Here is a 20440-nt window from a genome sequence, read left to right as displayed (position 1 = left end):
GCGCATGTCGGGCGATCGGCCGACCGCGAAGGATGCCAAGTCCGCGAACGCCGGGCCTCCCGCCGCGCTGGTCACGCTGGCCACGGCCGAGAAGCAGGACGTGCCGGTCACGGTGCAGGTCAACGGCAGCGTGGTTTCGCTCAACAGCGTCGACCTGCGTCCGCAGGTCACCAACACCGTGAGCGCGGTGCACGTCAAGGAAGGCCAGTTCGTGAAAGCAGGGCAGCTGCTCTTCACGCTCGACGACCGCAACGACCAGGCCAACCTGGCCCGCGCCCGGGCCCAGCAGCAGAAGGACGAGGCCACCATGGCCGACCTGGAGCGCCAGTACAAGCGCAGCCAGGACCTGGTGGCACAGAACTTCATTGCCAAGAGCGCGGCCGACGCCACGCTGTCGCAACTCCAGGCGCAGCGCGCCGCCGTCGCGGCCGACCGCGCCGCCGTGCAGTCGGCGCAGGTGGCGCTGGGCTACGCCACGCTGCGCGCGCCCATCGCGGGGCGCATCGGCGCCGTCAACATCTACCCGGGCACGCTGGTGCAGCCTACGCTGTCGCTGGTCACCATCACCCAGCTCGACCCCATCGCCGTGAGCTTCCCCGTGCCCGAAGGCAACCTGCAGGACCTGCTGGCCGCGGCGCGCACGCGCGCCAAGGTCGAGGCGCTGGTCACGGGCCGCCGCGAGCCGCTGTTCGGCACGCTCGACTTCGTCGACAACACGGTCGACCCGCAGATCGGCACCGTGCGCGCCAAGGCCGTATTCGCCAACGCCGACCAGAGCCTGTGGCCCGGCCAGTTCGTCAACACGCGCATCACGGTGCGCATGCTCGACGGCGTCACCGTGGTGCCGGCCGCGGCGCTCATGATGCTGTCCGACGGCGCCACGCTGTACGTGGTCGATGCCGAGCGCAACGCGGCGCGCCGCCAGGTCAAGGTGCTGCACACCTTCGGCACCAAGGTGGCCGTGAGCGGCGTGACGCCCGGCGAGCAGGTCGTGATCGAAGGCAGCCAGAACGTGCGCCCGGGAGGCAAGGTGCGCATCGACGTGAAGGCGCCGGCCGGGCCGGGTGGTGCCCCCGCCAACGGCACCACGGGCGTCACGCCCGGCAGCGCGGCTTCGTCGGATGTTCAGCCGGCACGAGAACGCGCATGAACATTTCAGAGCTCTGCATCCGCCGTCCGGCGATGACGGTGCTGCTGTCGGCGGCCGTCGTGGTCATCGGCATCTTTGCGTACTTCAGCATCCCGGTCGCGGCGCTGCCGAGCTACAACACGCCGGTCATCAACGTCAACGCGCAGCTGCCGGGCGCCAGCCCCGACACCATGGCGAGTTCGGTCGCGCTGCCGCTCGAAAAGCAGTTCTCGACCATCCCCGGCCTGCAGACCATCAGCTCGGTGAACACCCAGGGCGTGAGCTCGCTCACGCTCGAATTCGTCAGCAGCCGCGACATCGACGCCGCCGCGGTCGACGTGCAGGCCGCGCTGCTGCGCGCCCAGCGCCAGCTGCCGCAAGAGCTGACGCAGCTGCCTTCGTACCGCAAGGTGAACCCGGCCGACGCGCCGGTGCTGTTCATCGCGCTGATCTCGCCGTCGATGAACCCGTCGGAGCTCAACGACTACGCCGAGAACCTCATTTCGCCCACGCTCTCGACCATCGACGGCGTGGCGCAGGTGGGCGTGTACGGGCGCAAGGCCTTCGCGGTGCGCATCAAGGCCAACGCCGACCTGCTCAACGCGCGCAACATCACGCTCGACGAGCTGGCCAAGGCGGTGAACTCGGCCAACGCCAACACGCCGGTCGGCACGCTCGACGGCCCGCGCCAGACGCTCACCATCCAGGCCAACCGCCAGCTCATGAAGGCGGCCGACTTCGCCAAGCTGATCATCGCGCAGCGCAACGGCGCGCCGGTGCGGCTGGACGAAGTGGCCACGCTCGAAGACAGCTTCGAGTCGGTCAAGACCGCCAGCAGCTTCAACGGGCAAGACTCCATCTCGCTGGCCGTGCAGCGCCAGCCCAATGCCAACACCGTGCAGGTGGTGGACGCGGTGCGCGCGCTCATCCCGCGCTTCAAGGCCGAGCTGCCGCAGTCGGTCGAGATCCAGATGGTCAATGACCGCTCGATCTCCATCCGCGAGGCGGTGCACGACGTGCAGCTCACGCTGCTGGGCACCATCGCGCTGGTGGTGCTGGTGATCTTCCTGTTCCTGCACCGGCTGGTGGCCACGCTGATCCCGGCGGCCACCATCCCGATCTCGCTGATCGGCGCCGTGGCGCTGCTGTACGCCTTCGGCTACAGCCTGGACAACGTCTCGCTGCTGGGCATCACGCTGGCCGTGGGCCTGGTGGTGGACGACGCCATCGTGGTGCTCGAAAACATCATGCGCTACGTCGAGAAGGGCATGGAGCCGATGGCCGCCGCCCTGCGCGGCGCGCGCGAGGTGGGCTTCACCATCGTGTCGATTTCCATCTCGCTGGTGGCCGTGTTCATCCCGATCTTCTTCATGCCGGGCGTGATCGGCCTCTTGTTCCACGAGTTCGCCGTGGTGGTGGCGCTGGCGGTGCTGGTGTCGGCCGTGGTGTCGCTCACGCTCGTGCCCATGCTCGCGAGCCGGCTGCTCAGGCACGTGCCGCGCAAGGCCGGCGCGCTCGACCACGAAGAGGAACACCCCGAGCCCGGCACGGCGATCGGCCGTGCCTTCGAGCGCGGCTACCGCGCCGTGCACGGCGGCTACATGCGCACGCTCGACTGGACGCTCGGGCACCGCGCGCTGATGCTGGTCATGGCGGGGCTGACCTTCGTGGTCACGGCCTGGCTCTTCGTCAGCATTCCCAAGGGCTTCTTCCCCGAGGAAGACATCGGCCAGATCCAGATCACCACCGAGGCGGCCGAAGACATCTCGTTCACCGCCATGAAGGCGCTGCAGGACCGCGTGGCCGCCGCGCTCAAGGCCGATCCGAGCGTGGACTACGTGAGCTCCTTCGTCGGCGTGGGCGGCCCGACCGCCACGCAGAACTCGGGCCGGCTGTTCGCGGTGCTCAAGCCGCGCAGCGAGCGCCCCAAGATGGCCAAGGTGCTCGAGTCGCTGCGCCAGCGCTTCCGCGAGATCCCGGGCATTGCCGTCTACATGCAGCCGGTGCAGAACCTGCGCCTGGGCGGGCGCCAGAGCAAGGCGCGCTTCCAGTACACGCTGCAGAGCGTGAACGCCGGCGAGATGGTGCCGTGGTCGACCAAACTCATGGAGCGCATGCGCGCCGACCCCGACTTCCGCGACGTGACCAGCGACTCGCAGAACCGCGGCCTGCAGGCCACGCTGGAGATCGACCGCGACAAGGCCGGCGTGCTCGGCGTGGCCGTGGGCGACCTGCGCACTGCGCTGTACAACGCGTACGGCGACCGCCAGATCGGCAGCATCTACGGCGCCAGCAACACCTACCAGGTCATCCTGTCGGCGGCCGACAGCGACCGCCAGTTCGAGGAAGACGTGGCGCGCTTGTCGGTGCGCAGCACCACCGGCAAGCTGGTGCCGCTGTCGGCCTTCTCGACCGTCAAGCGCACCGTGGGGCCGACCTCGGTCAACCACCAGGGCCAGCTGCAGGCGGTGACGGTGTCGTTCAACCTCGGCCCCGACGTGCCGCTGGGCAACGCGACCGCGAAGATCGACCGCTTCAAGGACGAGCTGAAGATGCCGCAGTCGATCATCACGACCTACGGCGGCGACGCGGCGGTGTTCCAGAGCTCGCAGGGCAGCCAGGCCGTGCTGCTGGTGCTCGCGGTGCTGGTCATCTACGTGCTGCTGGGCGTGCTGTACGAGAGCTACATCCACCCCCTCACCATCCTGGCGGGCCTGCCTTCGGCGGCGGTGGGGGCGCTCATCTCGCTGAAGCTCTTCGGCTTCGACCTCACGCTGATCGCGACCATCGGCATCCTGCTGCTGATCGGCATCGTGAAGAAGAACGCGATCATGATGATCGACTTCGCGCTCGACGCGCAGCGCACCGAGGGCATGAAGCCGGTCGATGCGATCCGCGAAGCCTGCCGGCTGCGCTTCCGCCCGATCCTGATGACCACGCTGGCTGCGCTGATGGGCGCGCTGCCGCTCGCGCTGGGCCTGGGCGCCGGCGCCGAACTGCGCCAGCCGCTGGGCGTGGCGGTGGTGGGCGGGCTGATCTTCTCGCAGGTGATCACGCTGTACATCACGCCCGCGATCTACCTGGCGCTCGACCGCTACAGCGGCAGCGGGCCGATGGTGGAGCTGCCGGGCGAGGCGAAGGCCGAGGCTGCGGCGGGGCACGCGGCCTCGCACGCCTGACGGCGATTCAAAAGATGCCGGATGGCCATGAGCGTGAGCCACCCGGCCAGGAAGGACTTGTGCAGTCCCGCGTTACGCCACACCCGGACCATCGCCCATTGAAGGCGCTCCGGCCTCTCTCCTCAACGGCTCTCTCCATTCCCTCCGCCGCTGCTCTTCCCATGTGTGTGACGGGATGAATGATCGCGAGGGGGTGAGGGTGTCGACGGTATCCAGCGATACAGGACGTGGGCTTTTTCCTTACGGTGTTGCATCACGGAAACAACGCAAGGCCGGCGCATCCGGGATGGTGACCTGCCGGGCCCGCGTTTCAATGAGCCCTTCTCTCGCCAGCGCATTCAACGTGCGCGTGACCGTGACGCGGCTCAAGGCCGTCATGGCGCCGATCTGCTCGTGCGTCAGATCCACGGTGAGTTGTTTCGGTGCCTGCGCCGATGGCGGGCGCGCCACCCGCAGCAGCAGGTCGATGACCCGCTCCTTGGGCGCCGCCGAGGCCACCCCGGCCAGCTTGGCGACGATCATGTGGTTCTTGAAGCCGAGCAGCTGGATCAACGAGGTCGCGAGTTCGGGCAGCGCCGAAAACTGCTGCGCGACATCCGCCGGTCGATAGCGGCTGAGAAGGGCCGGCGCGACCGCCCGGGTCGTCGTGGGCCGGGGGCTGTCGGCAAACGCCGGGCCTTCGCCAAAGATCGCGCCCGGCCCGAAGATCTCGAGCAGGAACTCCGCGCCGTTGCTTCGGTGGATCGTGGAATGCACGAAGCCCGATCGCAAGAGATAGAAGTAATCGTGCCGTTCGCCTTCGCGCGCAATGGTGTCGCCGGCCTCCAGGGTGACGAAACTTCCCAGGTGCGTGGCGTCGATCCACGGCGCGGACAGCGACTGGGAGGCATCCCAGCTGGCGTAGGCCGAAGGCGTGGGGTTCGTTCTTTTCATGGGAGCGTCTTGCCCGGGGCGAAGAGAGGCAAGCGGCCCATCGTGCTAGGTCGTGGTCTCGTCCAGCGGCGTGTCCGTCGCCAGGTGCGCGATGTCGCTCCAGCCGACGAGGCTGAAGCCCTCGGGCGTCCACAGCATGCGGTTGATGGCCGCGTTGCCGAGCTGCCAGGTGCGCGGCGCCTGCAGTTCCTGGCGCGTGGCGGCGCGGTAGAGCACGTCCATCACGCCGCCGTGGGCCACCAGCACCACCAGCTGGCCCGGGTGGCGCGCGGCGATGGCCGAGGCCGTGCCGGTCACGCGGTCGCGAAAGGTCAGCAGGCTCTCGCCGCCGCCTTCGGGCTCGAACTCGGGATCGCGCTCGCGCCAGCGGCGGGCGTCCTCGGGCAGCGTGGCTTCGATCTCGGCGAAGCTCATGCCCTCGAAGCGGCCGAAGGCGCGCTCGCGCAGGCCCAGGTCGGGCTGCACCTCGAGGCCGTGGGGCTCGGCGATGGCCTGGGCGGTCTGCCAGGCGCGCGAGAGGTCGCTGGCGTAGACCGCCGCGATCGGCTCGTCGGCCAGCGCCTGCCCGGCGCGCTGCGCCTGCCAGAGGCCGGTGGCATTGAGGCCGATGTCGAGGTGGCCCTGGATGCGGGTGTCGACGTTCCAGGCGGTTTCGCCGTGGCGCACGGCGATCAGGCGGGTGAGATTGGCTTCCATCCGTCCGAATTCTAGAAGTGCGTCATTTCTTGGCGGCCGGCGTGAGCTCGATGTTCACGCGGCGCTCGCCGGGCGGCGGGTTCGGAAAGCCCTGCAATGCGGCCTCGAACATCACCGGCAGGATCGCCGCGCTCGCGCTGTAGGGGCCGTCGTTGCGCGCGCGGGTCTCGTACACCACGCGGTGGCTGCCGCCCGCCTCGCGCAGCACGAGGCTCACCTCGCGCTGGTACCAGGGGTTGGCCGGCGGCGTGAACATCGGGCCGCCGTACCAGCCGCTGCCATACCAGCGGTGGCCGTAGTAGCCGCCGTAGCCGTAGCCCCACGGGCCGGGGCCGTACAGCCACGGATCGGCCCAGGGCGATAGCGCCGCCGTGACGCGCGCGCCGATCTGCGCCGTGTACTGCGGCCTTGCGTCGTCGCGGCGCAGGCCGACCTTGTCGAGCGCGGCCGCGGCCATGGCCTCCAGGCCTTCCTGGCGCGCCGTGTCGGCCTGCTGCGAAGGCAGGCGCTCGAAGCGGTAGGTGGCGCCGGGCGGCACGGTCGTGCCCGGCGTGGCAAAGCTCTTGACGTTGCTGTCGACCACCCAGGAGGTGGCGCAACCGCTCAGGGTTGCTACCAAAAATAGAGCTGAAAATGCACGATACATAAGGGTCTCCGGGCCTGCGGCCCTCAAAGTCCCCTGGGTTGCCCGAGTCAGCCTTGAACGATGCGCAAGGCGGAGGGTGCCTGGGAGAGCAGGTCGAAAGCGGGCGTGTCGAAGGCCTTGTCGCCGTTCTCGTCGGCCACGCCCGTCGCCTTCAGACCCTGGAAGTCGTGCAGCGTTCCGTCCAGCAGGTGCGAAGGCACGACGTTCTGCAGCGCGGTGAACATGTTTTCCACGCGGCCGGGGTACTTCTTGTCCCACTCGCGCAGCATCTCGCCGACCTGCTTGCGCTGCAGGTTTTCCTGGCTGCCGCACAGCGTGCAGGGAATGATCGGGAACTCGCGGTGCTGCGCCCAGCGCACCGTGTCCTTTTCGGCCACGTAGGCCAGCGGGCGGATCACGATGTGCTTGCCGTCGTCGCTCACCAGCTTGGGCGGCATGCTCTTGAGCTTGCCGCCGAAGAACATGTTGAGGAAGAAGGTCTGCAGCATGTCGTCGCGGTGGTGGCCCAGCGCGACCTTGGTGGCGCCCAGCTCGTCGGCCACGCGGTACAGGATGCCGCGGCGCAGCCGGCTGCACAGGCCGCAGGTGGTCTTGCCCTCGGGGATCACGCGCTTGACGATGCTGTAGGTGTCCTGGTTCTCGATGTGGAAGGCCACGCCGAGCTCGCTCAGGTACTTGGGCAGCACCTCTTCGGGGAAGCCGGGCTGCTTCTGGTCGAGGTTGACCGCGACAATGTCGAAGTGGATGGGCGCGCGCGCCTTCATCTTGAGCAGGATGTCGAGCAGCGCGTAGCTGTCCTTGCCGCCCGAGACGCACACCATGACCTTGTCGCCCTCTTCGATCATGTTGTAGTCGACGATGGCCTGGCCGACCTGGCGGCACAGGCGCTTCTCGAGCTTGTGCGTCTCGCGTTCGATCTTCAGCGAGTTGGAGGGCGCACCGGCTTCGGGCGTATCGTCGATCCAGACGGCGTTCATTGGGGGGCTACTTCGGGCAAATCGGGGGAAAGACCCCCGATTTTGCCTTGGATCACCATTCCCCGGCTTCGATGCGGATGGCGACTTCGCAGTCGTCGAAGATTTCGAGCTTGGCGATCTTCACGCGCACGCCCCGCACGCCGGGCAGTTGCAGCAGGCGCTGCGCGAGCTTGCCGATCAGGCTTTCGAGCAGGTTGACGTGCTCGGCGGTGCACTCGTCGATGATGATGCGGCGCACCTTGCGGTAGTCCAGCACGTGGAAGATGTCGTCGTCCTGCGGCAGCAGCGGCTGCGGGCCGAGGTTGAGTTCGGCGTCCACCAGGATCGGCTGCGGCGCGGTCTTTTCCTGCTCGAGGATGCCCAGGTTGGCGTCGAAGCGCAGGCCCTGGAGGGTGAGTGTCTGGTGGCCGTGCGGTGTGTTCGTGGACATGGTGGTGGTGCTCGTCACATGAGCGAGAAGTCGCGCTCGAATTTCATGAGGTGCTGGCCGCCGTCGACGAGCAGCGTGGTGCCGGTGATCGAGCTGTTCTCCAGCGCGAACTTCACGGTGGCGGCGACGTCTTCCGATGTGGACGAGCGGCCCAGCGGCGACAGCTTGTGCAGCTGCGCGAACTTGTCGTCATCGAGCATGTGGCTCGCCAGCGTGAGGCCGGGTGCCACGCCCACCACGCGCACGCGCGGCGCGAGCGCCAGCGCGAGCATGGGGGTGGCGGCTTCGAGCGCGGCCTTGGAGAGCGTGTAGCTCAGGAAGTCGGGGTTCGGGTTCCACAGCTTCTGGTCGAGCAGGTGCACCACGGCGCCGCCCTGCGCATCGCGCCGGGCCAGGTGGTCGTGCAGCGCCTGCGCCAGCAGGATGGCCGCGCCGGTGTTGCTGCGCGCGTGGCGCTCCATGAGCGCGTAGCTGAAGCTGGCGGCGTCGTCGTGCTCGAAGAGGGCGGCGCTGTGCACAACCGCGTCGACGGCACGAAAGCGCGCCGCCACGCGCGGCAGCAGGGCGCGGGTGGCCTGCTCATCGGCGAGGTCGGCCTCGAACAGCGCGGAGTCGCCCGAGCGCGCGGCGCAGTCGGCCACGGTCTGCTCGGCCTCGGCGCGCGAGCTGCGGTAGTGCACCGCCACCTGCCAGCCGCCCGCCGCGAGCGCCAGCGCGATCTCGCGGCCCAGCCGGCGGCCCGCGCCCGTGACGAGGACGGTGCGGCGGCGATCGGGGGAGGAGGGTGGGATGGCGCTCATTCGGAGGAGGAAGACAGAAGACAGGAAGAGGACAATGGCGCCGTGACGACGCCAACGACAAACAGTTTACCCATCGCCCTCGACCATCTGATTGCCCGCTCCGTCGAGCGCGCGGGCGGATGGATCGGCTTCGACCGCTTCATGGCCCTGGCCCTGTATGCGCCGGGGCTGGGCTACTACGCCAACACCTCGGCCAAGTTCGGCCACATGCCCTCGTCCGGCAGCGACTTCGTGACTGCGCCCGAGCTGACGCCGATGTTCGGCCACACGCTCGCGGTGCAGGTGCTCGAAGCGCTGGAGAAGACCGGCACCGACACGGTGTGGGAGTTCGGTGCGGGCTCGGGGGCGCTGGCGGTGCAGCTGCTGCATGCGTTGGGCGAGATGGGGCGCAGCGATGTGCGCTATCGCATCGTCGACCTGTCGGGCACCTTGCGTGAGCGGCAGCAGCAGGCGCTGGCGGGGTATGCGGGGCGGGTCGAATGGCTTGGGGAGCTGCCTGAATCCATGGCGGGCGTGGTGGTCGGCAATGAAGTGCTCGATGCGATGCCGGTGCAGTTGCTGGCGCGGGTGAAGGGGGCCTGGTTCGAGCGGGGGGTGGTGCGCAATCCGGCGGGGGATGGGTGGACGTGGGCGGACCGGGCTACCGAGTTGCGGCCGCCGGTCGAGGTGCCGGGGGTGCATGACTACCTCACGGAGGTGCATCCGCAGGCGCAGGCGTTCATTGCGACGCTGGCGGATCGGCTCGGGAAGGGGGCGGCTTTTCTCATCGACTACGGGTTTCCCGAGGGCGAGTACTACCACCCGCAACGGCACATGGGGACGGTGATGTGCCATCGGGGGCATCAGGCGGATGGCGATCCTCTGTCGGAGGTGGGGTACAAGGACATCACGGCGCATGTGGACTTCACGGGGATTGCTGTGGCGGGGCAGGAGGCGGGGCTTGCTGTTCTCGGCTATACGAGCCAGGCGAGGTTTCTTTTGAATTGCGGGATGTTGGGGTTGATGGAGCAAGGGACCGTGGCGCAGCGGGGGATGGCGGCTCGGTTGATTCATGAGCATGAGATGGGGGAGTTGTTCAAGGTGGTGGGGTTTGCTGTGGGTGAGCCTTGGGACGCTGTGGGTTTCTCTGAAGGGGATCGGAGTCACACCCTCTGAGGGTTTGCTTCCCGGGGCCGGGAGTTCCGCCCGGCGGCGGACTCACTTTCTTTTGCTTCGCCAAAAGAAAGTAAGCAAAGAAAAGGCGACCCCACTGTCTGCGTCCCTCCGCTTCGCTGCGGGCAACCTGCGGTGCTCGCGTTTCGCGGGGTCTCGCCCAAACTCGCTTCGCTCAAACAAGGGCGAGCCCTGATCCGCGAAACGCTGCGCTCCTCGGCGCAGCCAGAGGGGCTTGGATGCCGGGCGGGCCGTCGCTTCGCTCGGCCCGGGGCTTGTGCTTTCAACGAAAAGACTTGGTCATAAGCAAGCAACAAAGACTTCGTTGGGGAATGGAGGGCGCGCTTCTACATTCGCGGCATGACTGCCGTTCTTTCCCGCGCTACCCCTGCCGCAGAGGCGCCCGCGCAGCACTTCGAGGTGCGGCCTTTCGATGCGCCTGTCGGTGCGGAGGTCGTCGGGCTCGACATCGCTGAGCCGATCAACGCCGCCGACTTCCAACGCATCCACCGCGCGCACCTGGACCACCACGTGCTGGTCTTTCGCGACCAGCGCATCACGCCCGCAGAGCACATCGACTTCAGCCGCCGCTTCGGGCCGCTCGAGATCCACGTGCTGCACCAGTTCCAGCTGAAGAACCACCCCGAGATCCTGATCGTCTCGAACATCAAGGAGAACGGCGAACCGATCGGTCTTGGCGATGCGGGCGTGTACTGGCACTCCGACATTTCGTACAAGCCCACGCCCAGCCTGGGCTCGCTGCTGCACGCGCAAGAGCTGCCGAGTGAAGGCGGCGACACGCTGTTTGCCGACCAGCACCTGGCATGGGAGGCGCTGCCTGTCGAGCTGCAGCAGCGCATCCTGCCGCTGAAGGCGGAGCACAGCTACCTCGCGAAGTACGAGGAGCTGCGTGCGAAGAATCCATGGCGCCCCAAGCTTTCACAGGCGCAGATCGATCAGGTCGCACCCGCCGTGCAACCCGTGGTGCGCACGCACCCGGAGACGGGGCGCAAGGCGCTGTTCGTCAGCGAGCACTTCACGACGCGCATCGTCGGCCTGCCGCAAGGCGAGAGCGACGCGCTGCTGGCCGAGCTCTTCGCGCACAGCACGCGGCCGGAGTTCGTGTATCGCCACGCGTGGGCGCCGCACGACCTGGTGTTCTGGGACAACCGCTCGCTGATGCACCTCGCGGCAGGCACGCCCGACCACCTGCGCCGCCGGCTCAACCGCACCACCATCGTGGGCGACACGCCGTTCTGATTTCTTTTCTTTCTCTTTTCCGGACTTTCCAATGAACCGCTTCACCCGCCGCGCCGCCGCGCTCGTCACCGGCCTCGGCCTTCTCGCCGGCAGCCTGGCCGCGCACGCCGAAGGGCAGATCCGCATCGCCGAGCAGTTCGGCATCGTCTACCTGCTGCTCAACGTGGCGCAGGAACAGAAGCTGATCGAGAAGCACGCGAAGGCCGCGGGGGTCGATGCGAAGGTGGAGTGGGTCAAGCTCTCGGGCGGCTCGGCGGTGAACGACGCGCTGCTGTCGGGGAACATCGAGATCGCGGGTGCGGGCGTGGGGCCGCTGCTCACGCTGTGGGACCGCACCAAGGGCAAGCAGAACGTGAAGGGCGTGGCCTCGCTGGGCAACTTCCCGTACTACCTGGTGAGCAACAACCCGAACGTGAAGTCGATCGCCGACTTCACGGACAAGGACCGCATCGCGTTGCCCGCCGTGGGCGTGTCGGTGCAGTCGCGGGTGCTGCAGATCGCGTCGGCCAAGCTGTGGGGCGACAAGGAATTCAACCGGCTCGACAAGATCAGCGTGGCGCTGCCGCACCCCGACGCGGCGGCGGCGATCATCAAGGGCGGCACGGAGATCACGGGGCACTTCGGCAATCCGCCGTTCCAGGAGCAGGAACTCGCGGGCAATCCGAACGCGCGCATCGTGCTCAATTCGTACCAGGTGCTGGGCGGGCCGTCGTCGGCCACGGTGCTGTACGCCACGGAGAAATTCCGCAACGAGAACCCCAAGACCTACAAGGCCTTCGTCGACGCGCTCGACGAGGCGGCGAAGTTCGTCACGGCCAACCCCGAGAAGGCGGCCGACATCTACCTGAAGGTGAGCAACGCCAAGCTCGACCGCGAGCTGCTGCTGAAGATCATCAAGAACCCCGAGGTGCAGTTCAAGACCGCGCCGCAGAACACCTACGTGTTCGCGGAGTTCATGCACCGCGTGGGCGCGATCAAGAACAAGCCGGCGTCGGTGAAGGACTATTTCTTCGACGACGCACACACGGCCTCGGGGAACTGACGCGATGCTGTCCCGCCTCGAGCGCCTGGCAGGGCCGCCCGCCGCGGCCTTCCTTGGCGGCGCGGTGGCGCCGCAGCGGCCGGCCCGGCGGCGCGGCGTGGTGGCCATGGGCGACGCGGCACCGCCGTACGTGCACGAGGCGCTGTTGCAGGTCGACGGCGTCAGCCTCGAGTACCGCACGCCCGAGCGCGTGGTGCGCGCCACGCACCGCGTGAGCTTCGACGTGCATGCCGCCGACCGCTTCGTGCTGCTCGGGCCTTCGGGCTGCGGCAAGTCCACGCTGCTCAAGGCCGTGGCCGGGTTCATTCCGCCGGTCGAGGGCGAGATCCGGCTCGATGGCCGGCGCGTGACGCAGCCGGGCCCCGACCGCATCGTCGTGTTCCAGGAGTTCGACCAGCTGCCGCCGTGGAAGACGGTGAAGCAGAACGTGATGTTCCCGCTGCTCGCCTCGCGCACGCTGGGGCGCAAGGAAGCGGCCGAGCGCGCGCTGCATTACCTCAACAAGGTGGGCCTCTCGAAATTCGCCGACGTGCACCCGCACCAGCTCTCGGGCGGCATGAAGCAGCGCGTGGCGATCGCGCGGGCGCTGGCGATGCAGCCGCGCGTGCTGCTGATGGACGAGCCCTTCGCCGCGCTCGACGCGCTCACGCGCCGCCGCATGCAGCAGGAGCTGCTCGAGCTGTGGGACGAGGTGCGTTTCACGCTGCTGTTCGTCACGCACTCGATCGAGGAGGCGCTGGTCGTGGGCAACCGCGTGGCGCTGCTGTCACCGCATCCGGGGCGCATGCGCGCCGAACTCAACAGCCACGGTTACTCGCTGGACAGCCTGGGCGGTGCGGACTTCCAGGCGACTGCGCGGCGCATCCACGACATGCTCTTCGAGGAAGAACAGGGCACCCCATGAGCACCCTGACGCCACCCATCCGCCCCGAGTACGAACGCACGCTCGAGCCCTTCACCGAAGTGCCGGTGGAGCGCGCGCTGCCGCTGGCCACGCGCCTTGCCTCGCACACCTGGCTGCGCAAGGGCCTGATCCTTGCCGTCATCGCCGTGCTGTGGGAGCTGGCGGCGCGCTGGCAGGACAACGACCTGCTGCTGCCCACCTTCACCGCCACCGCCCGTGCATTGATCGAAGGGCTGGCCAGCGGCGAGCTGGTCGAGAAGGTGCGCATCTCGCTGGCCGTGCTGTTGCAGGGCTACCTCGCGGGCGTGCTGCTGGCTTTCGGGCTCACCACGCTGGCCGTGTCCACGCGCATCGGGCGCGACCTGCTGGACACGCTGACCTCGATGTTCAACCCGCTGCCCGCGATCGCGCTGCTGCCGCTGGCGCTGCTGTGGTTCGGGCTGGGCCGCGGCAGCCTGGTGTTCGTGCTGATCCATTCGGTGCTGTGGCCGCTGGCGCTCAACACCTATGCGGGCTTCCAGGGCGTGCCCGAGACGCTGCGCATGGCGGGGCGCAACTACGGGCTGAAGGGGCTGCGCTACGTGCTGCAGATCCTGGTGCCGGCCGCGCTGCCGTCGATCCTGTCGGGGCTGAAGATCGGCTGGGCCTTTGCGTGGCGCACGCTGATCGCGGCGGAGCTGGTGTTCGGCGCCTCGTCGGGCAAGGGCGGGCTGGGCTGGTACATCTTCCAGAACCGCAACGAGCTGTACACCGACCGCGTGTTCGCGGGCCTCGCGCTGGTGGTGCTGATCGGCCTGCTGGTGGAAAGCCTGGGCTTTCGCACGCTGGAGCGGCTCACGGTGCGGCGCTGGGGCCAGCAGCGCTAGCCTGCAGGTGAAGGAGCTGGGCGGACGAATGCCCCGGCGATGGCGCAAGGGCTGCGGGCTCGGGTCTAATCGCAGCTTTTGGCACGCGTTCTCCTTCCCATGAGCTCTTCCGCCCCCGACCTTTCCGCGATCGCCGGTGCGCTGGCCGATGCCGCCGCCGCCCAGTCGATGCGCTACTTCCGCACGCCGCTGGACATCATCACCAAGGCCGACGAAAGCCCGGTCACGCTGGCCGACCGCGCCGCCGAAACCGCCATGCGCGAGATCCTCGGCGCACGCGTGCCCACCGACGGCATCTTCGGCGAAGAGCACGGCCCCGAGCGGCTCGACGCCGACCGCATCTGGGTGCTCGACCCGATCGACGGCACGCGCAGCTTCATCACCGGCTCGCCGCTGTGGGGCACGCTCATCGGCGTGCTGCAGGGCGGTCGCGTGGTGTTCGGCATGGTCGACATGCCGGTGCTCAAGGAACGTTGGGTCGGCGAGGCCGGCAAGGGCGCGACCCGCGACGGCCAGCCCGTGCGCGTGAGCGGCTGCACCGAGATCGCCAAGGCCCGCATCGTGACCACCTCGCCCGACATCTTCTCGCCGGCCGACTGGAGCGCCTTCGACCGCCTGAGCCGCCAGTGCGCGATGCGCCGTTTCGGCGGCGACTGCTACGGCTACGCCCAGCTGGCGGGCGGCACCATCGACCTCGTGGTCGAGACCGGCCTGCAGCCCTACGACTTCCTGGGCCCGGCGGGCCTGATCGAAGCCGCGGGCGGTGTCGTCACCGACTGGGAAGGCCGGCCGCTGGGGCTGAACCCCGACCAGCGCGTGATCGCGGCGGCCACACCCGAACTTCACCGACAAGCCCTGGCCGTGCTCGCGGCCTAGACTGTCTGCATGTTCCGCTGGCTGATCGTCGTCGTCCTGGCGCTGGTGCTCATGAGCGGCCTGACCGCCTGGCTGCGCCGCTTCGGCTTCGGACGGCTGCCCGGCGATTTCGAGTTTCGCGCCTTCGGCCGCGACTGGCAGCTGCCGATCGCGAGCACGGTGGTGCTCAGCATGATCGCGGCGCTGGTCGCGCGGCTGCTCTGAGCACGGCGCGGCGACGACTGAGAAAGAAGAGAACCCCGCAATGAGAGCCTGCGTAGACATCGGCGGCACCAAGGTCGCCGTGAGCCTTTCCGCTTCGAGCGACGCGCCGCTGATCGGCCGCCGCAGCGAGCCCACCGCCAAGACCGGCAGCAACGACGCCGTGGCGGTGCAGATCCTGCGGCTCATCGACGAGGTGTGCGCGGAGCAGGGCATCGACCCGGCCAGCATCGACCGCGTGGGCGTGTCGTCGACCGGGCCCTTCGAGCTGCACGACGGCATGGTCGAGCTGGCCACGCCCAACATCTGCGGCGGCATCGCCGGCCCCTCGCGCGGGCTGCCCAACAACTGGATGACGGCCATCGTCGAGGCGCCGCTGGCGCGCCGCTTCGCCCGCGTGCGCGTCGAGAACGACGCCGTGGCCGCGCTCGAGGCCGAGCGCCACTGGGGCGCGCTGAAGGGGCTCGACAACTGTGCCTACGCCACCTGGAGCACGGGCGTGGGCGTGGGCCTGTGCGTGGACGGCAAGGCGCTGCGTGGCAAGAACGGCAACGCCGGCCATGCGGGCCACAGCTTCGTGGTCGACGACGACAGCGGCGCGCTGTGCGGCTGCGGCAACCTGGGCGACGTGGAAGCGCTGGCCGGCGGCAATTCGATCGCGCACCGCTTCGGCCAACCCGCGGCCGATCTGTTCACGGCCGCCGCGGCCGGTGACGCCGCCGCCCTCGAGAAGGCCGACGCGCTGTGCCGCGTGATCGGCCGCATGCTCTACAACCTGGTCATCACGCTCGACCTGCAGCGCATCAGCCTGGGCGGCAGCGTGTTCTGGCACCACCGCGACTTCGTGCTGCCGCGGCTGCAGGCGCAGGTCGACGGCAAGCTGCCGCCGCTCACGCGCGGCGTGTTGCTGGTGCCCGCCGGACTCGGCGACAAGGTGGGCGACTACGCGGCCCTGGCGCTGCTGGACTGAGCCGCGGCGCGCGGCGATCGCACCAGCGCGGCTGGCTGGTTCTTCTGCGCCGCGCAGCCTTCTTCGACGATCCGCCCGAGCCGGCGCAGCCCCGCGTCGACCGCTTCGCTGAAGGGCCAGCCGCAGTTGATGCGCAGGTAGTGGTCGAAGCGCGAGGCGTTCGAGAACTGCGCGCCCGGCGCCACCAGCATGTGCTCGCGCAGGGCCGCCTCGAACACCGCCACCGACGACAGCCGATCGGGCAGCTCCACCCACAGCTGGAAGCCGCCGCGCGGCAGGTTCAGCCGCGTGCCGGCCGGGAAGTAGCGGGCGATGGCGTCGGCCGTCTGGTCGCGCTGCGTGTGCAGGCGTTCGCGCAGCCGTCGCAGGTGGCGGTCGTAGCCGCCGCTGGCAATGATCTCGCCCGCGGCGATCTGCGCCAGTGCCTCGTTGTTGCGCGTCTGCGCGTACTTGAGCATCTCGACCTGCGCGTGCCAGCGCCCGGCCGTGATCCAGCCCAGCCGCAGGCCCGGCGCCAGCACCTTGTGCAGCGAGGCGCAGTACACCACGTTGCCCGTGCGGTCCCAGGACTTGATGGCGCGCGGCGGCACCTCGGTTTCCACCAGGTCGCTGTAGGTGTCGTCCTCGACCAGCGCGATGCCGTGGCTTTCGCACAGCTGCACCAGCCGCTGCTTGTGGGCGTCGGGCATCACGCTGCCGATGGGGTTCTGCAGGTGCGGCACCACCACCACGGCCTTGATGTCGTCGTAGGTGTGGATGGCCAGGTCGAGCGCCTCCAGCGAGATGCCGGTCTGCGGGCTGGTGGGAATCTCCAGCCCGCGCAGGCCCAGGCTCTCGAGCACCTGCAGCAGGCCGTAGAAGGTGGGCGATTCGACGGCCACGGTGTCGCCGGGCTTGGCGATGGCGCGCAGCGCGAGGTTCAGCGCCTCGATGCAGCCGTTGGTGACCAGCACGTCGTCGGGCGCCACCGTCATGCCCACGCGCAGGTTGCGCTGGGCCACCACCTGGCGGAACTGCTCGTGGCCTTTTTGCGAAGAGGCCGTGGTCAGCAGTTCGGGGCGCTGGCGCAGCGCGCGCGTCATCGCGTTGCGCAGCGCCTCGGCCGGGTAGAGCTCGGGGGCGGCGCGCGAGATCGCGAAGTTGAGCTTCACGTCGTTGAGGCGCCCGCGCGCCATGAAGTTGGCCATGCGCGTGCGCATGTTGACGAACTGCGCCGGGTCGGGCGGCAGGCCGGACACGGGCTCTTCCATCGCCGCGATGGCCAGCCGCTGCGGGCGGCGCACGAAGTAGCCGGAGCGGTCGCGCGCCTCGACCCAGCCTTCGCTTTCCATGGCGCGGCACACCTGCAGCGCGGTCGAGAGGCTGATGTCGTGCAGCCGCATCAGGCTGCGCAGCGAGGGGAGCTTGTCGCCGGCCTTGAGCGAACCGGCGTGGATCGCGTCGACGTAGTGCGCCGCGAGCTGGCGGTAGAGCGGTAGCGAGTCCATGGGTCGATGTTCCCCGCATCGGGCATCCGAAAACAGATGCAGTTGACTGGGAAAAAGACCATAACAGATGGCGCGACGGCCCGGCTGTTCCGGTCGCAATAGCCATCGGGTGTGCCTGTTTTTCGGGCGACGGAATTCCTACGATGAAGCCCACATCCACCCGAGGTCCGCCATGATCACCACCCTGTCCGAAGCCCCCGATTCCATCGTCCTCGAACCCGGCCAGTCGCTGCGCACCGCCGTCGATGCGGGCGCCTGGCTTCAGCTGACCGAGGGCCGCGCCCGCGTGGTGTCGCCGCCGGGCTGGCTGGGCGAGACGGTGTTCATGACCGAGACGCTGCTCGGCGAGGGCGACATGCACTGCGTGCCGCAGGGCGGGTGGATCGAGGTGTCGGCGGTGACGGCGGTGCACCTGCGGGTGCATGCTCCCCAGCGCACGGCCCGGGCCACGGCGCCGGTGGCGGCGCGGCCGGTGATGCGCTTCGTGCGCCTGCTGACGGGCTGGTGAGGTCCGGGGCAGGGCGCCTGCCCCGAACCAGAGCCCAAAGCCGCCGTCAGTTCTTCGGCAACTTCTGCGGCCGCTTCCAGTTCGCGAAGCTGACCTGCTTGCCCCGCGCCACGGTCAGCGCGCCGGGCTCGGTCGACTTGTTCACCGTCGAGCCGCCGCCGATGGTGCCGCCCGCGCCGATGGTCACGGGCGCCACGAGCACGCAGTTGCTGCCCACGTGCACGTCGGCCTCGATCACGGTGCGGTGCTTGTTGGCGCCGTCGTAGTTGGCCGTGATGCTGCCCGCGCCGTAGTTCACGCGCTCGCCCACCGTGGCGTCGCCCAGGTAGGCCAGGTGGTTGGCCTTGGCGCCCGCGGCCAGCGTGGAGTTCTTGACCTCGACGAAGTTGCCGATGTGCACCTCGGCGCCCAGCTGGGCACCGGGACGCAGCCGCGCAAAGGGCCCGACCAGTGCGCCCGCGCCCACCGTCACGCCGGCCTTCTCACCGTCGATGTGGGTGAAGGGGTGGATCACCGCGCCCGCCTCGATGCGCACGTTGGCAATGACGCAGTTGGCGCCGATGCGCACGCCTTCGCCCAGCGACACCGTGCCTTCGAACACGCAGTTGACGTCGATGTCGACGTCGGCGCCGCAGCTCAGCGTGCCGCGCAGGTCGAAGCGCGCCGGATCGGCCAGGCGCACGCCCTGTTCCATCAGCGCGTTGGCCTGGCGCAGCTGCCAGGCGCGCTCCAGCGCCGCGAGCTGGGCCGGGCTGTTGATGCCCGCCACCTGCAGCGCGTCGGTCGTGACATGCGCCACCACCGGCACGCGGTCGTCGGCCGCGAACTTCACGATGTCGGTCAGGTAGTACTCGCCCTGGGTGTTCTTGTTGTCCAGCCGCGCCAGCCAGCCCTTGAGCAGCCGTGCGGGCGCGGCCATCACGCCGCTGTTGATCTCGCGCACGGCGCGCTGCGCCTCGGTGGCGTCCTTGTGCTCGACGATGGCCGTCACTTCACCGCCCGCCGTGGTGCGGATGATGCGGCCGTAGCCCGTGGGGTCGTCAAGCTCGATGGTCAGCAGCGCGAGCCGCTCGCCGCCGCTGGCAGCGATGAGGGTGCGCAGCGTGTCTTCGGCGATCAGGGGCACGTCGCCCGACAGGATCACCACGGTGCCGTCGTCCGGCAGCTGCGGCGTGGCCTGCTGCACGGCGTGGCCGGTGCCCAGCTGGGGCTCCTGGCGCGCGAAACCGAGGGCGGCGGCGTTCACGGCGGTGGCCTTGATCGCGGTCTCGACCTGCTCGGCGCCGTGGCCCGTGACGACCACGACATGGCGCGCGCCGATGCGCGCGGCGGTGTCGGTCACGTGGGCCAGCAAGGCGCGGCCGGCCAAACGATGCAACACTTTGGGCAGCTTGCTCTTCATGCGCGTGCCCTTGCCGGCCGCCATGATGACGACGTCGACCGGTCCCTGGTTGCTCTGCTGCGGAGTCTGATTCATGCGCTTTTCTTCCCGGATTCGTTGTGCTGGACTGGCCCGAATTATCGGTGTGCTGCTGCTGGCCGCTGCCCTGGGGGCTTGCAGCGCGGTCAAGCTCGCCTACAACAACCTGCCCGAGCTGAGCTACTGGTGGCTCGACGGCTACTTCGACTTCGACGGCGCCCAGACCCCCAAGGTGCGCGACGAGCTCGCCCAGCTGCTGGCCTGGCACCGCCAGAACGAGCTGCCGCGCATCATCGGCCTGCTGCAGGAGGCCCAGGGCCTGGCGAGCGCCGAGGTGACGCCGGCCCAGGCCTGCCAGCTGGCCGATCGCGTCCGCGAGCGCCTGCTCGCCGTCACCGAGCGCGCCGAGGCCGCCAGCGCCGAGCTTGCGCTGAGCCTGAGCGACGCGCAGCTGCAGCAGCTCGAACGCAAGTACGCGAAGAACAACACCGAGTACCGCAAGGACTGGCTCGATCGCAGCCCCGCGCAGGTGCAAGAAAAGCGCTACGACCAGTTCCTCGAGCGCCAGGAAGACTTCTACGGCCGCCTCACGACCGAGCAGCGCGCGCTGCTGCGCCAGCAGGTGGCGCAGTCGGTGTTCAGCCCGAAGCTGGCGTACGAGGAGCGGCGCCAGCGCCAGCAGGAGGCGCTGGTGCTGCTGCGCGGCTTCCAGGGCAGCAACGGCGGCCCGCGCGCTTCGCCGGCCGAGGCTCGCGCCGCGCTGCATGCCTACATCCAGCGCATCGCCGATCCGCCGCCCGGCCCCTGGCGCGACCAGCAGCAGGCGCTGCTGCAGGAAGGCTGCCGCAACCTGGCGGCGCTGCACAACACCACCAGCGCCACGCAGCGCGAGCAGGCGGTGCGGCGGCTGCAGGCCTACCAGGGCGACCTGCGGCAGCTGGTGGCCGCGCGCTGAGGCGGGCGG

The 20440-nt window shown here is 69.1% G+C and carries 20 protein-coding genes; 12 read left to right on the top strand and 8 right to left on the bottom strand.

Annotated elements, in window-relative coordinates; translation table 11 throughout:
- Positions 1-4 precede the first annotated feature (4 nt).
- Positions 5-1150: an efflux RND transporter periplasmic adaptor subunit gene (locus FFI97_RS26575; protein ID WP_139703043.1), complete on the top strand. Its 1146-nt coding sequence runs from the start codon at positions 5-7 to the stop codon at positions 1148-1150.
- Positions 1147-4308, top strand: a complete 3162-nt coding sequence (locus tag FFI97_RS26570) for an efflux RND transporter permease subunit (protein ID WP_139703033.1) — start codon at positions 1147-1149, stop codon at positions 4306-4308. The genes FFI97_RS26575 and FFI97_RS26570 overlap by 4 nt, the downstream gene beginning before the upstream one ends.
- Positions 4309-4548: 240 nt before the next feature.
- Here the strand turns inward: FFI97_RS26570 and FFI97_RS26565 are convergent, their stop codons facing one another.
- From FFI97_RS26565 to FFI97_RS26540, 6 genes are read right to left on the bottom strand one after another with little or no spacing between them, the layout of a single operon-like run.
- A complete protein-coding gene (locus FFI97_RS26565) occupies positions 4549-5241 on the bottom strand; it encodes a Crp/Fnr family transcriptional regulator (RefSeq protein WP_139703034.1) in 693 nt (230 codons plus the stop codon).
- 45 nt (positions 5242-5286) lie between these two features.
- Positions 5287-5937, bottom strand: coding sequence for a histidine phosphatase family protein (locus FFI97_RS26560; RefSeq protein ID WP_139703035.1), 651 nt, complete (start codon positions 5935-5937; stop codon positions 5287-5289).
- 22 nt (positions 5938-5959) lie between these two features.
- Positions 5960-6583 carry a DUF4136 domain-containing protein gene (locus FFI97_RS26555; RefSeq protein ID WP_139703036.1) on the bottom strand — a complete coding sequence of 208 codons (624 nt, stop codon included), beginning with the start codon at positions 6581-6583 and terminating at the stop codon, positions 5960-5962.
- 47 nt (positions 6584-6630) lie between these two features.
- Complete coding sequence (gene ttcA / locus FFI97_RS26550; RefSeq protein WP_062477895.1) at positions 6631-7560, bottom strand: tRNA 2-thiocytidine(32) synthetase TtcA; 930 nt, start codon at positions 7558-7560, stop codon at positions 6631-6633.
- Positions 7561-7612: 52 nt separating this feature from the next.
- Complete coding sequence (locus FFI97_RS26545; protein WP_056576172.1) at positions 7613-7990, bottom strand: dihydroneopterin aldolase; 378 nt, start codon at positions 7988-7990, stop codon at positions 7613-7615.
- Positions 7991-8004: 14 nt separating this feature from the next.
- Positions 8005-8790 carry an SDR family oxidoreductase gene (locus tag FFI97_RS26540; protein WP_139703037.1) on the bottom strand — a complete coding sequence of 262 codons (786 nt, stop codon included), beginning with the start codon at positions 8788-8790 and terminating at the stop codon, positions 8005-8007.
- A gap of 42 nt (positions 8791-8832) precedes the next feature.
- On the opposite strand from FFI97_RS26540, the gene FFI97_RS26535 reads away from it, so the two are divergent.
- The 8 genes from FFI97_RS26535 (at position 8833) to FFI97_RS26495 (ending at position 16061) form a co-directional block, all read left to right on the top strand.
- The gene (locus FFI97_RS26535) at positions 8833-9945 is read left to right on the top strand and encodes a class I SAM-dependent methyltransferase (protein WP_139703038.1); all 1113 of its coding nucleotides are present in this window, start codon (positions 8833-8835) and stop codon (positions 9943-9945) included.
- A 357-nt stretch (positions 9946-10302) separates the two neighbouring features.
- Positions 10303-11202, top strand: coding sequence for a TauD/TfdA dioxygenase family protein (locus FFI97_RS26525; protein ID WP_139705288.1), 900 nt, complete (start codon positions 10303-10305; stop codon positions 11200-11202).
- A gap of 31 nt (positions 11203-11233) precedes the next feature.
- Positions 11234-12244, top strand: coding sequence for an ABC transporter substrate-binding protein (locus FFI97_RS26520; protein ID WP_139705290.1), 1011 nt, complete (start codon positions 11234-11236; stop codon positions 12242-12244).
- Positions 12245-12350: 106 nt separating this feature from the next.
- Entirely contained in the window at positions 12351-13148 is a 798-nt protein-coding gene (locus tag FFI97_RS26515; protein ID WP_139705370.1) for an ABC transporter ATP-binding protein, read from the top strand.
- The gene (locus FFI97_RS26510; protein ID WP_070060079.1) at positions 13145-14014 is read left to right on the top strand and encodes an ABC transporter permease; all 870 of its coding nucleotides are present in this window, start codon (positions 13145-13147) and stop codon (positions 14012-14014) included. The genes FFI97_RS26515 and FFI97_RS26510 overlap by 4 nt, the downstream gene beginning before the upstream one ends.
- A 99-nt stretch (positions 14015-14113) precedes the next feature.
- Complete coding sequence (hisN, locus tag FFI97_RS26505; protein WP_139705293.1) at positions 14114-14890, top strand: histidinol-phosphatase; 777 nt, start codon at positions 14114-14116, stop codon at positions 14888-14890.
- Between the two features lie 9 nt (positions 14891-14899).
- The gene (locus FFI97_RS26500; protein ID WP_056575522.1) at positions 14900-15094 is read left to right on the top strand and encodes a DUF2905 domain-containing protein; all 195 of its coding nucleotides are present in this window, start codon (positions 14900-14902) and stop codon (positions 15092-15094) included.
- Positions 15095-15134: 40 nt separating this feature from the next.
- Positions 15135-16061, top strand: coding sequence for an ROK family protein (locus tag FFI97_RS26495; RefSeq protein WP_062477915.1), 927 nt, complete (start codon positions 15135-15137; stop codon positions 16059-16061).
- Here FFI97_RS26495 and FFI97_RS26490 read toward each other — a convergent pair.
- A complete protein-coding gene (locus tag FFI97_RS26490; RefSeq protein WP_062477918.1) occupies positions 16034-17548 on the bottom strand; it encodes a PLP-dependent aminotransferase family protein in 1515 nt (504 codons plus the stop codon). The genes FFI97_RS26495 and FFI97_RS26490 overlap by 28 nt on opposite strands.
- A 172-nt stretch (positions 17549-17720) precedes the next feature.
- Between FFI97_RS26490 and FFI97_RS26485 the strand changes: the two genes are divergently transcribed.
- On the top strand, positions 17721-18056 hold the full coding sequence (locus FFI97_RS26485; RefSeq protein WP_139705296.1) for a hypothetical protein: 336 nt from the start codon (positions 17721-17723) through the stop codon (positions 18054-18056).
- 46 nt (positions 18057-18102) lie between these two features.
- On the opposite strand, the gene glmU is transcribed toward FFI97_RS26485, so the two are convergent.
- Positions 18103-19533 (bottom strand): bifunctional UDP-N-acetylglucosamine diphosphorylase/glucosamine-1-phosphate N-acetyltransferase GlmU, encoded by a 1431-nt coding sequence (glmU, locus tag FFI97_RS26480; RefSeq protein ID WP_139705299.1) that lies wholly within the window; start codon positions 19531-19533, stop codon positions 18103-18105.
- Here glmU and FFI97_RS26475 point away from each other — a divergent pair.
- A complete protein-coding gene (locus FFI97_RS26475; protein ID WP_260685195.1) occupies positions 19532-20431 on the top strand; it encodes a DUF6279 family lipoprotein in 900 nt (299 codons plus the stop codon). The two genes, glmU and FFI97_RS26475, sit on opposite strands and share 2 nt — an antisense overlap.
- The last annotated feature ends 9 nt before the right edge of the window (positions 20432-20440 follow it).

The organism is Variovorax sp. KBS0712, assembly GCF_006323185.2.
In the GTDB taxonomy this organism is placed as follows: Bacteria; Pseudomonadota; Gammaproteobacteria; order Burkholderiales; family Burkholderiaceae_C; genus Variovorax; species Variovorax boronicumulans.
Note: the sequence above shows the minus strand (reverse complement) of the source record. Positions and strands in the feature narration are given on the sequence as shown.